Source organism: Clostridium sp., assembly GCF_050717535.1.
Classification (GTDB): Bacteria; Bacillota; Clostridia; order Clostridiales; family Clostridiaceae; genus Clostridium_AD.
In genome coordinates this window covers 22,286-37,098 of record NZ_JBOITM010000013.1, presented here as the reverse complement: position 1 = coordinate 37,098, position 14,813 = coordinate 22,286, and the positions used below count along the sequence as shown (strand labels likewise).

Sequence of the window (14,813 nt, the reverse complement as noted above, 5' to 3'; positions counted from 1 at the left end):
GCAATAAAAAGTATGAAGTAAAGGGAAAAAAAAGTTGTGAGAATAAGCATATAGATGATAAGGTTTTATACCAAGCCTTTATAAACACGTTTAATGCTATGATTGAAAATAAGGATTATTTTATGGAAAAGTGGAAGAAAGGATTGCAGAATGAAAATTTGCTTCTGAGGTATAAGAGTGGAGAGTTTATAAAAATGATAGCTGATGCAAAGCCGATAAAAGAATTTGATATGGATTTATATTTTAGGATAATAGAGAAGATGACTGTGTTTGATGGGCAGAAAATTATTGTGACTTTGCTTGATGGTACAGAAATTGAGGTTTTAATTGAATAGAGGAATTTCATAGAGCCAGTTGAAGTGATTTAGATTCACTTTGACTGGATATTTTTTTATTTTGTCTAAAAATGACTAGTTTTGTAGAAAATATGAAAAAAGGTTTTTTATGATGTATAATTATGATTAATAAAGGGATTTTTTACTGAAGAAAATAAAAAATAGGTATATTTTTTCACGTGGACATACATGTGTCTATGTAAGATACTATACTATAGATAGTGGTGATAAATATGATTGCTAAAAATGTTATAAAAATTAATCGAATATTAGCAATATACTCAAAAGTAATTCAAGGCGAGGTTATGAATAAGAAAGAAACTGCTGAATTATTTAAGGTTAATGAAAAAACTATTCAGAGAGACTTAGAGGATATAAAGGCTTATTTTAGCAATAACAGAGAAAGCTTAGGTATTAAAGATATTGTATATAGGCGTGATAAGAAGGGATATAGTCTTGATAATAGAGATGACATACTTACCAGGGAAGATATTCTTGCTATAACAAAAATATTACTTGAAAGCAGAGCCTTTTGTAAGGATGAACTAAAGCATTTAACCAATTCTATATTAGGACAAGTTGATAATGAACAAAGCAAGTACATTAAAGATATAATTGGAAATGAACTATTAAATTATGTTCCTTTGAGGAATAGTGACTTGCTCTTATCAAAAATATGGAATTTGAGTGAGTTAATAAGGAATAAAGAAGCAACACAAATAACCTATATAAAGATTGATGGTGTAGAAGTAAAAAGAATAGTTAAGCCTGTAGCAATTGTATTTTCGGAATATTATTTTTACTTAATAGCCTATTTTAATGATTTTGATTCACCAACTGTTTTTAGAGTGGATAGGATTAAAGAATATAAGGCAATAGGTGAAAAATTCTATATTCCAAATGCTGAAAGATTTGAAGATGGGGAGTTTAGAAAAAGAGTTCAGTTTATGTACGCAGGTAAGCTTATAAAAATAAAATTTGAGTTCACAGGTTCTTCAATAGAAGCTGTATTGGATAGACTGCCTACAGCAAAGATTATTGACACATTAGAAGGTAAATTTGTTGTAGAAGCTGAGGTTTATGGAAAAGGAATCCTTATGTGGATATTAAGCCAGGGAAGTAATATTAAAGTAATTTCACCTGACAATTTTAAAGAAAAAATTTGTGTTGAAATCGAAAAACTTAGAAAAATTTATGTTTAGACTTAAATTGTTACAAAATAAATCATGTAAACAATCTTAGTGTATATAGAGGAGGGTGAAGAATTTATGAATATTCAATTAGCACAAGATAATACGCAAAAGGTTGAAAGAGTGAGTAACTGCACAGGATTGACGAAAGTAGAATGTGAAAAATTACTTATAGAAACTAATTGGGATGCAGATAATGCTATAAAAACTGTGAATTATTTTTTAAGCTCCCTGGTAGGTACCGTTTTAGCAAAGGAAAGCATTAATAAGAGTATTATTAATTGCGGATTAGAGGATAAATTAGCTTCTAGTCTTTCAAAATATAATACTATGAGAGGTGGAACAAAAGGGTTTAAAGGGTTTGTTTTTGAGGAACTGCATGCAACAGATGCAACAATTAATAATACTCTAACAGAGGTAATTGCTAATAATGGGATTGATGACTTTAAAATAATTAATACTAACGGAACAATTGATTATGCACAGGCTAAAGTAGGTTATAAAAATACAAATGTTGATTGGTCAAAATATGAAGGAAAAACAATTATTATTGATAAAGGAAATGATAAACTAATAAATAAGGCTAAAGCAGATGGTATGAATGTTATAGAATCAAATATATCTGAAAAACAATCTTCAATCCTTGGCAGAGCTATGCAAAATGAATCGAATATAACTGGTAGAAGTAATGCAAGCATTACTCCAAAAATTTATGCAACTTTGGAGAAAGGAAAGCAATACCATAAAGCCGGTGTTAGTGGAGGGATTACTGCAGGTGCTTTTGCTGCCGGTATTAGTGCAGGAAGTAATTTTTTTGAATTATTAAGTGGAAACAAAGAATTGTCTGAAATATCAAGGGAGTTAGCTGTGGATACGGTTAAGGGAGTGAGTGGCGGATATATTTCTACTGTTACATCTGCAGCAGCAGTATCCGCTATTGGAAGCACCACAACTGGTGCAGCAATGATTAATACAATATCAATAATTTCAGCACCAGTTGTTCAAATTGTTTCTAATAGTGCATTAGGAAGTGCGGCGATAGCAACAGGTTCTTCTGTAAGTGCTGTATTAGGAAGTACAACTGTAGTGCTAGAAACTACATTAGCAGGGTCAGCATTAAGTGGGACAATAGCTGGTAATGTTATTTTATCAATTGGATCACAATTAATAGCTGTATCGGCAATTGCGGCACCAGTATTCATTGCCGGTCTTGCAATTGGAGTTGCCTATGGAACATTCAAATTAGTGAGTGAATATAGAAAGGTTAATAAATTATCAAAAGTTAAATTAGAAAAAGTAAATTCTATAGCAGCACAGGCTTTAGTAGAAATGAAGTATCAGCGTAATCTTTTAAAAAATATAATTGAAGAAGAATACGAAAAATGGGATGAAGCTTTTGATAATGGATTTGAAGCTATATTCGTATCTACGATTAATAACGATGTCGAAGGTATATCAGCAGGTTTGAATGAAATATTAAGCATTTTTGGAGAAACAGTTAAATTTAAGACATTTGAAAAATTTGATGAATTTTTTATGGATGAAAGTAGTGTGTTTACACTGTAATGGGGGTTTGTTATGATAGGATTAATTTATAACATAATAAAAGCTGATAAAAATGATGCGAAATCTGATAGATTTAATATTAAGGCATTTGAAAAAAATGTTAATGCTGAAGAAAATAAAAATAATCAAAGACATGAAACTGATATGTCATTAATTAAACTAGCAAATAGAAAAAAAGGTATTTTATCGACTTCTATGAATGATTTCATAAAGGTATATGAAAAGATAATGACAATTAATTTTCTTGAGAGTGAAGGTATAAAGGAATTAGGTATTTCAGTCTTATCTCCTACTATATTTAAAGAGATGCGAGATATGACGGGGGTAGCAGGGATTCAGATGACCTCTGGACAAACTATTGTTACATATTTACTTAGCGGGATATCTGGAATAATAGCTAAAGAATCTGAGATGAATTTAAACACAGCGTCGATGCGTAATAAACAAGCAAATGTTATAGCTTCACAATCCGAAACAATTTGTATGGCTTTAGATGCTGTTAAAGAAAGAGCGAATAGGATATCAGAAGTACTTGCAAAAATAAATATTTTGTTTAGAAAGAGCATTGAAACTACGGATAATCTTATTAGTGAAAAGGGGAGAGATAGAAAAAAATATACGAATCAGGATAAGGAACAAATTATGACTTGCATGAATGTAGCTACAACTATAAAAAAGATAATTGATACAAAATTATTTGATGAAGATGGAGAGATAACTTTGCAATCGGTTGAAGCTGTTCAAATAGGTGAAAAATATTTGCAAAAAATAAATAATGCAATTGGCTAGTTAATATGAAAATAAGCTATATTTTATAAAAATAAGCTATATTTTATAAAAATAATGGAGGAGGATTTAATTTTATGAAAAAAATTTTGGTTTCAAATAAATGCGTTGCTTGTGGTAGTTGTACTCTAATGACTAATCTATTGGAGGAGGATTCAGAAGGCAAAGTTAATCCAGTAGCATCAGGTAAGATTACTGATGAAAAATCTAAAGAATTTTTGGAAGTAATTAAAAGCTGCCCAGTTAGTGCTATCTCAATTAAAGATGAAAATTTAGTTGAATCAACTGGTAAACAAGGGTTAACAGAATTAAAAAGTCTAATTAGACAAAACTTTTTTAATTATAAAATACCAAGACCGTTAACTAATGATTATAGGTGTGATATAAATCGATCTTCAATAACATATAATAGTCCTTCTGGAAATTGTAGATATGACTATAAATCAGACAGTAAGGCAGAAAGTGCGGGACTAAGCGAATTTGATAGAGCAATGTATTCACAACGTAAAGCATTAACTCAAGAAGTTTTAGTAGAATATAGAACTAACCAGTTGAGAAAATATGCTTATTATGAGAGAAAAAAGGGAAATTATTATTTCGATATTAATCAAAGCTTGAGTAAATTAATTTCTCAATTAGTAGATGAAATTATGGAAAGGACAGAAAATAAAGCAAAAATCCCAGAGAAATTTGATGAGATTGAAATAGGACCTGATTATGGTTATGAGGGAGAAAGTTATGCATATAGAATAAGGTATACGGAAAGGGTATATACAGATGCAATTACTAGCAAATTAAGCTCTGTATCATCATATAAAGTATATGTAAATACTGATGATATTGAAGACTATAAGGGAAAGGATACTTATTGTTATAATCTTAATGAAGTTATTGATGAGTTTAGAGGGGATTTAGCAGTGGCGATACAAGATGTGGTTAATGATGATTGTGGAATACCACACGATGTTAATGAAACAGTTAATAAATACTCTGAGCTACTAACTAAAGCATTAAATGAAAAAGCAAATTATTTAATAAAAGAGATTGAAAGATTAGCCTAATTTTAAATGCTAAAAAAAAGTACATCCAATATTTATATCAAAGATAAGTGGTATTATAACATTCTATTATCATTAAGAAAGGGTATTACAGATAACTTATATAATAGAAGAGTGCAATATTCATAATGATTTAAACAGTGAAATAGCTAATTAAAGGGGAGAAGTTATGAATATTTTTAAAGAAGAACTAGTACAAGCAATAGCTAATGGCAATGATTCAGTTGATAATATATTAATATTACAACAAAATGGATTATTTGTAGTTGTACCTGTATTTGAATTTAGTTGTGATTTTCAATGTGTTACAAGGTGGGAAACTTTTTATGAGGGTAATTGCTATGTAGGTAAAGAAGCTTCAAAAGATGAACGTCATGTTGAAAAAATTATGGAATGGGCAGAAATAGCATGGAAAAAATTTCAGGATACTGCCCAATTAAATATTACAAATATGATGTCTTAAAGACTTATGTACATTTGCATAACTCAGGTTATGCGTAAAAGTATAAAATAATAAAATAATTCCACGACCCCCTTAATTTTAGGGGGTATATCTTTACGCAAAACTTGTTTCAATGCGTATTAGTATCACTTAACCACCAAAACACACGTGGAGTGCGTAGCTAGGATAGAGAAGAAATAGTATGGTGATTTTGTTCCCTCAGGCGAGAGTTTGGGGGACTTTTGCTTTAGATGGTCTAACTTTTAAGCTGAAAAGGGGAAAGCAATGTTTAATATAAATGATATACTTGAGGTTTTTAAGAATAACAGTTCTATGGCAATTCCTATAAGTCTTTTAATAAGTATAGGTATTTCGCTGGTGGGTGTACTACCTTCAGTATTTGTAACTGGAGCTAACATAGTTTTCTTCGGGCCTGCTGCGGGTTTTCTAATATCCTTGTTAGGAGAAACAATAGGAGCCTATATTACTTTTACTGTTTATAGATTAGGCTTTAAGAAAAAGCTAGATAAAGTTATAGATAAACATAAATTGCTTTCAAAGATAGTTAAAAGTGAAGGGAAAAAAGCTGGCCTATTAATATGTGAAGGAAGGGTAATTCCATTTATACCATCAGGATTTGTGACACTGGCTGCTTCAATAAGTAATGTTAATGGTAAGATATTCACCGTTGCCACTTTGATAGGAAAGGCTCCATCTATAGCTTTAGAAGCACTTGTTAGTTATGATATAATTAATATTTATAATAATTGGTTACGATTAGCTATAACAATTATTGGGTTAATACTTATTAAATGCACAATTGGAAAAAATTATACAAAGAAAGAGAAGATATGAAACATGAGATTAGATAAATTTTTAGCAGAATCGGACATTGGAACAAGGAAAAAGGTTAGAATTTATATAAAAGAAGGTATGGTTAAGGTAAATGGAGATGTGATAACAGAGCCTTCAATAGAAATTAACGAAAGTCTTGATGTTATTGAGTATCTTGATAAAGTAGTAATTTATACTGGAAAAGTTTATTATATGTTTAATAAAGTTGCTGGCTACATCACTGCAAGAACGGATAAAGTAAATAAAACGGTATTTGAATTTTTTGATGAGGTTAACATGAATGGAGTATTTCATGTTGGTAGATTAGACAAAGATACGGAAGGGCTACTGCTACTTACTAACGATGGTGAATTTGAACATCAATTAATGTACCCACAAAAGCATGTTGAAAAAACTTATTTCTTTTGGGCTTTAGGTAGTTTAGATGAGGAAAGTATTAAGCAATTAGAGCGTGGAATTTACATCAATAAAGGTGAAATACTAACCAAGCCTGCAAAGATAGAAGCACAAAAGAGTGGAATGTATAAAGAGCTTAAACAAGAAATGCCTATAGAAAATTTATACAATATAGATTCGAATTATTATAACCAACCCGTTGTTTCTGGATATCTTACTATTTCAGAGGGACGTAAGCACCAAGTGAAACGTATGTTAAAGGCAGTAGGCTGTTATGTGGTGTATTTAAAGAGGGTTTCCATTGGAGGATTAATGTTAGATGAATCATTGAAAAAAGGTGAGTATCGAAGTCTTACAGAAGTGGAAATTAGAAAGTTATTGGGATAGCCGATGGCCCACGTGGCAAGTGGGGTGCTAGAAAATTTAATAAGTTTAGGGGGAAATAGTAAAAGTTAATGATTTGTTTACATATAGCAAATCTTAAATAATGATATATTATTAATATTGTGATAAAATATTAATGTATTTGAATTGAGAGGAGATAATCATGAATATTATAAAAAAGATATTTAAGGATTTGGAATTACCTATGGATATTATAAAAAAGATATTTAAAGATTGGGTATTACCTATAGTAGCGGCGATTATAATAGCATTTATCATAAATAAGGTTATTTTCTTTAATGTGTCTGTTCCAACTGGATCTATGCTACCAACCATTAACCTAGGAGATAAAATTTTAGTAACAAGAGTCCATAACAGAAATAATCTTGAACATGGGGATGTAGTAGTATTCCATTCTGATGAATTGGGTGAAGATTTAATAAAGAGGCTTATAGGACTACCGAATGATGAAGTTGAAATCAAAGAAGATGGATCAGTGTATGTAAATAAGGTTAAAATAGATGAGAGTTACGTTAAATACCCAGGTGGCAAAACTGGAACATTTAAAGTGCCAGAAGATAGTTACTTTTTTATGGGTGATAATAGAATAAATTCCTTAGATGCGAGATATTGGGAAAAACCTTATATACCTGGGAAGGATATAATGGGCAAGGCAAGAATTATAATTAGTCCCTTTAGTAGATTTGGAAAAAAATTTAAATAAAAAAATAGCAGAGTGTGAATGCAAGTTCGTATATCTGCTATTTTCATTTTTTTTGAAAATATTTATATTTGTATTTATAACGGTTTTTAGTAAATAATTTTAGTAGTACTTAAGTTAAATGAAGCAAGGATAAAAACATTATAGTAAAGCATTACATAGCCTAGATAGCTATTATAAAAACCAGAAAAAATTTTTTATTATTACTTTGTGAAACATTAAACAAAGTACATATAAATTAACAGAATTTTCAAATAATTAATAAAAAAATCTATATAGTTTCAAAAAATACTTTAGCACATTAAAATCATAGTCTAAAGTGGCGAAAATTAGAGCATTTTGTAGTTATTTTAGATAAAATCAGTATAATATGACAATCTAGTGTAAAATAAGCAATTTTCAAATTTAGTTATTTTTAAGACATATGTTATTATGAAATTAATTAATAAATATTTAACATTTATAATTTATAATTTATAAATATTTAGCATTTATAATTAAAAGGGGGTCATATCATGGATAAATCTAAAAAACTTTCGCATACCGCTTACGGTGGTATTAAAGGTGAGGATTACTTACCATTTGTACCAGCTAGTCAAGCAATGCCAGAAATGACGGTAATATCAATAGTAATAGGTATGATATTTGCAATGATATTTGCAGCTGCAAATACTTACTTAGGACTTAAAGTAGGCTTAACAATTTCGGCAGGTATTCCAGGAGCGATTTTGGCTACAGGAGTATTAAAAGGTATATTTAAAAGAAATAACATATTAGAGGCTAATATGATAGCTTCAATTGCAGCTATGGGTGAATCACTAGCCGCAGGAATTATATTTATACTTCCAGCAATTATTCTTTGGGGTATGGAATTAAAACTTTCTACTATAATTGTTGTAACATTACTTGGAGGATTACTTGGAGTTTTCTTTGTTACACCATTAAGGCGTTTTCTAATAGTGGAGGAGCACGGTACTCTTATATATCCAGAAAGTATGGCAGCGGCAGAAGTTCTTGTAACTGGTAGTGAGGGTGGAGCAGGATTTAAGACAGTAACGACAGGGCTTTTTGTAGGAGCACTATACAAGCTATTCTCTGGTGGATTCAAATTTTGGCTTGAAGAAGCTTCTTGGACTATAAAGCCAATGCAAGGAACGATGTTTGGTTTTGATACATTAGCATCTCTTATGGGTGTTGGGTATATAGTTGGTGTTAGAGTTTCACTTTACATGTTTGGAGGTTCTCTAATAGCATGGTTTGGACTTATGCCATTAATAATGTATGTTGGACATGGGTTGCAAACACCGCTATTCCCATCAACAGATATTATTGCTAATATGGATGCATGGTCCGTTTGGAGTAGTTATATAAGATATATAGGTGCAGGTGCTGTTGCGGCAGGTGGATTTATAAGTCTTGGTAAATCAGCTCCAACAATAATTAAATCTTTTAAATCAGCTATGTCAGGTATTGGAGAAGGCAAATCAGGAGCTAGAAATAGAACAGATATTGATGCACCATTAAGTTGGGTAATAGGCGCTGCGGTATTAGTATTCTTACTTGCATGGTTGTTACCAATAATTAATGTTGGTATAATTGGTGCAATACTCGCAGTTGTATTCTCATTCTTTTTCTCAGTTGTATCTGCTAGAATGGTTGGTCTAATCGGAGCATCAAATAACCCAGCTTCGGGTATGACTATAGCTACATTGTTATTTGTAACAGCAGTGTTAAAGGTTACAGGTAATGTTGGAGATAAAGGAATGATTGCAGCTGTTATTATAGGTGGTATAGTTTGTGCTGCTATCTGTGTTTCTGGTGGTACTGCACAAAGTTTAAAAACAACTTATATTATCGGTGGTACACCAAAAAATGTTCAGATTGGTATGTACTTAGGAATAGTTGCAGCAGCAGCAGTTGCTGGTGGTGTATTATTAATGCTTAATAGCACGTATGGTATAGGAAGCAAGGATGTTGCAGCACCTCAAGCAACATTAATGTCAATGGTTATCAAAGGTGTAATGACTGGTCAACTTCCATGGGCATTAGTATTTGTTGGGGTCACAATTGCAATATTTTGTGAACTTTCGGGAATCCCAATACTTCCAGTTGCACTTGGAATATATTTACCAATACATTTAAATGCAGCTATCCTTTGTGGTGGTATTATTAGAATATTAGTTGAAAAGAAATTCAAGAAAAATGAAGAACAACAAAAGACACAGGTGGAAAAAGGCATACTTCTTGCATCAGGACTTGTTGCAGGAGATGCACTAATGGGAATAGTGGTTGCAGTATTTGCAACAATAGGTCTTAATATAGGAATTGGAGCTAATTTACTTCCAACTTTAGCTAACAGTAACGAATTTTCTACACTTATGTTCTTTGCATTAGGATTGTGGATTTATCTCTTTGCTACAAAGGTAGATAAAACAACGATTTAATGTTATAATTAAGTACGAATTAAATTATGTAATTCAAGGTAAAATAAAGGAAAAACATACGATAAGAGCCTTTAAGGCTCTTATCTTTTTTGTAGGAGAAATGTATGTTTAATAAAAAAAATAAAGATAAATCAAAAGAAAACTTTTTACTTTATAGGCCAATAAGAAAGATTGAGAAGTGGGAAGTAAATGATGAAAAGGTAAAATTATATTTTCAACATAATAAGCCTGTAGAAAAGGTTATGAGATGGCTCATAAAAAAACAAAAAGTTACTGATTTAGAGCTTGAACTAAATTAACATACTATGCTAATTTAGTAGATTAAGCTATTTTGTTAGAGTAATCTACTTTAATACAATAAATCGCATTATGCCTTAAACCACATTATGTGGACTAAGCTACTGATGTAGAACATAAATGGAGGGAAACTAATATGGAATTAAATAAATTAATTGATGCTATGAAAGAGGATATTGTTAAGTCTACTCAAGAGGTTATAAGAATCAAGAGTATAGAAAGTGAACCAAAACCTGGAATGCCTTTTGGAGAAGGTGTAGCTAAAACATTAGAATGTGCTTTAAATACTGCGAAAAATTTAGGCTTTCATACAGTTAACTTAGATGGTTATGTTGGATATGCAGAGTATGGTCAAGGTGAAGATTATGTTTTAGCCTTAGGTCACTTAGATGTAGTTCCTGAAGGAGAAGGTTGGATGTACCCACCTTATGCTGCAGAAATTCATGATGGAAAAATGTATGGACGTGGAACCACAGATGATAAAGGGCCAATAATGGCAACACTTTATGGATTAAAAGCAATTAAAGATGCAAAACTACCAGTTTCTAAAAGAATTAGAGTTTTATTTGGAACTAATGAAGAAACAGGAAGCAAGGAGCTTGACTATTATTTAGAAAGAGAAAAAGCACCAGTTGCTGGTTTTACACCAGATGCAGATTATCCAATAATTAATGGTGAAAAAGGTATAACTATTTTCAACATTGTAAAAGATTTTAAAAATAAAAATAATAGTGAAAACCATATAAAATATGTTAAGGGTGGCGATGTAGCTAACATAGTACCTGATTATTGTGAAGCAGGGATTGTGGCTAAAGATCCAAAAAACATTATTACTGCAGTAGATGCTTATGCAAAAACTATGAATTATAAGCTTTCTGCAGAGATTAAAGAAGATGTGGTAGTAATTAAATCTGTAGGTGAAGCAGCTCATGGAAGTACACCAGAACTTGGAGTAAATGCTATTATGCAATTATTCGCTTTCCTTGGAACTGTGGATTTTGGAACAAATGATGTGTCAAAACTTATAGAATTTTTAAATGTGAATATAGGTTTGGAAACACACGGAGAGTCTTTTGGTGTTTGCCTTGAAGATGAGAATTCAGGAAAAATGTCATTTAATGTTGGAGTTGTAAATATGGATGAAAATTCAATTACAATGATTTTAAATTTAAGATATCCTGTAACAAACAAACTAGAAGATATGATGAATCCATTTAATAGTAAAATAGAAGGAACTGGTATAAGAATAGAAAAATTTGAGCATCAGGCACCATTATACTTTTCACCAGATAGCCCAATTATTAAAGCACTTCAAAAAGTTTACACTGAGCAAACTGGAGAAGAAGCTAAATTATTATCTATAGGTGGAGGAACTTATGCTAAAGAAATGCCTAATACTGTAGCATTTGGACCAATGTTTGCAGGAGAACCAGATACTATTCATAAAAAGAATGAGTATATTACAATTGATAATTTAATTAAAAATGCTAAAATATATGCTCATGCATTATATGAATTAGCAAAATAAGAAGTAAATAATTTCTAGATATTTATCTTATTTCATAAGTGAAATATTTTAGTTAAAATTGAATAACTCTTAGGCCTATATCTTATAAAATAAGATATAGGCCTAAATATTTTCAAAGGATAAAATTTTAAAAAGTATTTAAAAGACAGTAAAAAAATAAATTGTAATTAATTTATATAAAAGCAATAAAATTATAAACAATATAGATGTATAATCTTGTATTTGACTGTTGTGAAGGGTGAAAAGCTAGTCCTTTTAGTAGATTAAGAAAATTAAAATTAAAAAATAGAAAAACATGAATGCAAGTTCGTATATCTTCTATTTTCATTTTTTGAAAATATTTATATTTGCATATATGGCATATTTTCATAAATAATTTTAGTAGTATCTTAGCTAAAGGAATGTAAAGGTAAGAATATAACAGTGAAGAATAGCATTGCCTTAATAGCTACTATGAAAATTGGAAAAATATTCTCAGTATCATTTAGGAATTTATTAATCAGAATATATATATATATTAACAGAATTTTAAAACAATTAACAATGTGAGCTGTATAACTTCAAAAATAGCAATTAAACACTAAAAATATAGCGCAAAATGACGTAAAACAGTGCATTATGTACGTAATATGGTGAAAAATCATTACAATATGAATATTTCGTAAAAAACGACGTATTTTGATATTTAGGTATTTCTAAAACATATGTTATCATAAATAATATTAACAAATGATTAACATTTAAAATGAATAACACTTATAAATGAATAACACTTATAAATGAATAACATTTAAAATGAATAACATTTAAAATCAAAGGGAGGATATATCATGGATAATAAATTGTCAAAAGGTGCATATGGTGGAGTAAGTGGTAAAGACTATGTGCCTTACGTTTCCAGTGGTTCTAATTCTGGAGGAAACATTGCCGTATTAATAATTGGTATTTTTTTAGCTGCATTATTTGCAGCATCAACTGCCTATTCAGGTATGAAATCAGGGCTTACAGTTGCTGCTGGTATACCTGGTTCTATAATAGGTTCAGCGTTTATTGCTATATTTGCTAAGCAGAAAGGTATATTAGCCAAAAACTTAATACAGGGTATGTCAAGTGGTGGAGAATCTGTTGCAAGTGGTATGATATTCGTTTTACCTGCAATTCTTTTAATAGGTTCTAAAGTTAGTTTCTTAGAAGGTTTTGTTGTTGGAATAGCTGGAGTTTTATTCGGTATAGGAGTTGCTGCTCTTGTTCACAATTACTTAATGATTGAAGAACACGGTAAATTAATGTACCCAGAGTCAATGGCTATAGCTGAAACACTTGTTGCTTCAGAAGGTGCTGGAGACGCAATGAAATTCATGGGGATTGGGTTTGGAATAGGTGGTATTATAACGGTTGTAACTGGTTCGTTTTTGAATGTAGCAAACAATGTTATAAGCTATGTAAATGAATCTTTCTACAAATGGAAACTTGAAGTTGAAGTTAGTCCTCTATTATTAGGTATAGGATTTATAGTTGGTATAGAGGTTTCTTTAACTATGTTTGCTGGTTCTATATTATCTAATTTCGGTATTATGCCATTAATAGGTTATTTTGCAAATCTTGGAAAAGACGGTGCAACTGTATGGAATAATCCAAGTGTTGGTATAGGTGCTATGGAAGTTAAACATATAGCTGGTAGTTATGTGAAATATATTGGTGCTGGTATGATGCTTTCAGGTGGTTTAATAGGTGCTATAAAGCTTATACCTACTATAATAACTTCTATAAAAGAAACTATGAATGCTAAGTCTAATGGTACTGGCAGTTCATCTGTTGGAAACCTAATATTAGTTGGTGGCGTTGTAGTAACATTTATTGGAGGCTTTGTGATATCTGGTGGCAACATAGTAATGGCAATCACAGCTTCTATTTTATCAATATTCTTAGCGCTACTATTTGTTATAGTTGCTGGTCGTTTAACTGGTACTATAGGATGTTCAAATCTTCCTGTATCTGGTATGACTATAGCTTCTTTAGTTCTTGTAACATTGTTATTCGTTGTAATGGGATGGAAAAATCCTGAAAACAATAAATCGTTACTTTTATTTGGAACATTTATTGTTACGGCTATAGCTGTGGGCGGAGGTTACGCTCAATCACAAAAAGTTTCTTACATACTAGGTGGAGACAAAAACGAAATGCAAAAATACTTTGCTATAGCTGGTATAGTTGGAGTTGTAGTAGTTACTGGTACTATATTATTACTTTCAACCAAACTTGCCATGAGTGGAGATAAGGTTCAGTTTGCATTACCTCAAGCTAACTTAATGGCAACATTAACTAAAGGTATAATGTCAGGTGAATTACCTTGGGTTATGATAATTGTTGGGGTTGTTATGGGAGTTGTGTTATTCATATTAAAATTACCTGTAATGACAGTTGCTATAGGATTCTATTTACCAATAGCTACAACTTCTATAATTTTAATAGGAGCATTAGTTCGTGTATTTATAGAAAAAACTTGTAAAACTCAAATAGAAAAAGAAGTTAAAATTGCTAATGGTATAAGTCTATCTTCTGGACTTGTTGCTGGTGGTTCAATACTCGGACTTGTAGGTATAGTACTTCAAGTAACAGGAGTTTTAAAAGGAAATGGACCAAGTGGATTTAGTGCTTCTAATGGAATGGCATTTATAATATTAATAGTTTTAGTAATAGCTACTATAATTCCTATAATGAAAAGTAAAATAAAAGATGCTGAAAAATAACTAACTAATATAAAGATGGCGCTGCATTGTAGTTGCCATCTTTAGTCTAATACATTGTGCG

General features: G+C 30.8%; 12 protein-coding genes and 1 pseudogene. All 13 read left to right on the top strand.

Translation table 11 applies throughout. From position 1 onward, the window contains the following. A pseudogene (locus tag ACREVU_RS03005) lies at positions 1–335 on the top strand (recombinase family protein); the annotation flags it as partial. Positions 336–568: 233 nt separating this feature from the next. Further along, positions 569–1,537, top strand: a complete 969-nt coding sequence (locus tag ACREVU_RS03000) for a helix-turn-helix transcriptional regulator (RefSeq protein WP_431550140.1) — start codon at positions 569–571, stop codon at positions 1,535–1,537. Between the two features lie 66 nt (positions 1,538–1,603). Then, positions 1,604–3,091, top strand: coding sequence for a hypothetical protein (locus ACREVU_RS02995; RefSeq protein ID WP_431550139.1), 1,488 nt, complete (start codon positions 1,604–1,606; stop codon positions 3,089–3,091). Positions 3,092–3,103: 12 nt separating this feature from the next. Then, entirely contained in the window at positions 3,104–3,880 is a 777-nt protein-coding gene (locus ACREVU_RS02990; RefSeq protein WP_431550138.1) for a hypothetical protein, read from the top strand. A gap of 74 nt (positions 3,881–3,954) precedes the next feature. Further along, positions 3,955–4,938: a ferredoxin gene (locus ACREVU_RS02985; RefSeq protein WP_431550137.1), complete on the top strand. Its 984-nt coding sequence runs from the start codon at positions 3,955–3,957 to the stop codon at positions 4,936–4,938. Positions 4,939–5,104: 166 nt separating this feature from the next. After that, on the top strand, positions 5,105–5,398 hold the full coding sequence (locus ACREVU_RS02980) for a hypothetical protein (protein WP_431550136.1): 294 nt from the start codon (positions 5,105–5,107) through the stop codon (positions 5,396–5,398). 264 nt (positions 5,399–5,662) lie between these two features. Continuing rightward, positions 5,663–6,232: a TVP38/TMEM64 family protein gene (locus ACREVU_RS02975; RefSeq protein WP_431550135.1), complete on the top strand. Its 570-nt coding sequence runs from the start codon at positions 5,663–5,665 to the stop codon at positions 6,230–6,232. A gap of 3 nt (positions 6,233–6,235) precedes the next feature. Beyond that, positions 6,236–7,015, top strand: coding sequence for a pseudouridine synthase (locus ACREVU_RS02970; RefSeq protein ID WP_431550134.1), 780 nt, complete (start codon positions 6,236–6,238; stop codon positions 7,013–7,015). Positions 7,016–7,175: 160 nt separating this feature from the next. Further along, positions 7,176–7,736: a signal peptidase I gene (gene lepB, locus ACREVU_RS02965; RefSeq protein WP_431550133.1), complete on the top strand. Its 561-nt coding sequence runs from the start codon at positions 7,176–7,178 to the stop codon at positions 7,734–7,736. Between the two features lie 509 nt (positions 7,737–8,245). Then, entirely contained in the window at positions 8,246–10,177 is a 1,932-nt protein-coding gene (locus tag ACREVU_RS02960) for an OPT family oligopeptide transporter (protein ID WP_431550143.1), read from the top strand. Positions 10,178–10,281: 104 nt separating this feature from the next. Further along, on the top strand, positions 10,282–10,476 hold the full coding sequence (locus tag ACREVU_RS02955; protein WP_431550132.1) for a hypothetical protein: 195 nt from the start codon (positions 10,282–10,284) through the stop codon (positions 10,474–10,476). Positions 10,477–10,610: 134 nt separating this feature from the next. Beyond that, complete coding sequence (gene pepV, locus ACREVU_RS02950; RefSeq protein ID WP_431550131.1) at positions 10,611–12,002, top strand: dipeptidase PepV; 1,392 nt, start codon at positions 10,611–10,613, stop codon at positions 12,000–12,002. An 830-nt stretch (positions 12,003–12,832) separates the two neighbouring features. Continuing rightward, complete coding sequence (locus tag ACREVU_RS02945) at positions 12,833–14,752, top strand: OPT/YSL family transporter (RefSeq protein WP_431550130.1); 1,920 nt, start codon at positions 12,833–12,835, stop codon at positions 14,750–14,752. Positions 14,753–14,813: the final 61 nt, after the last annotated feature.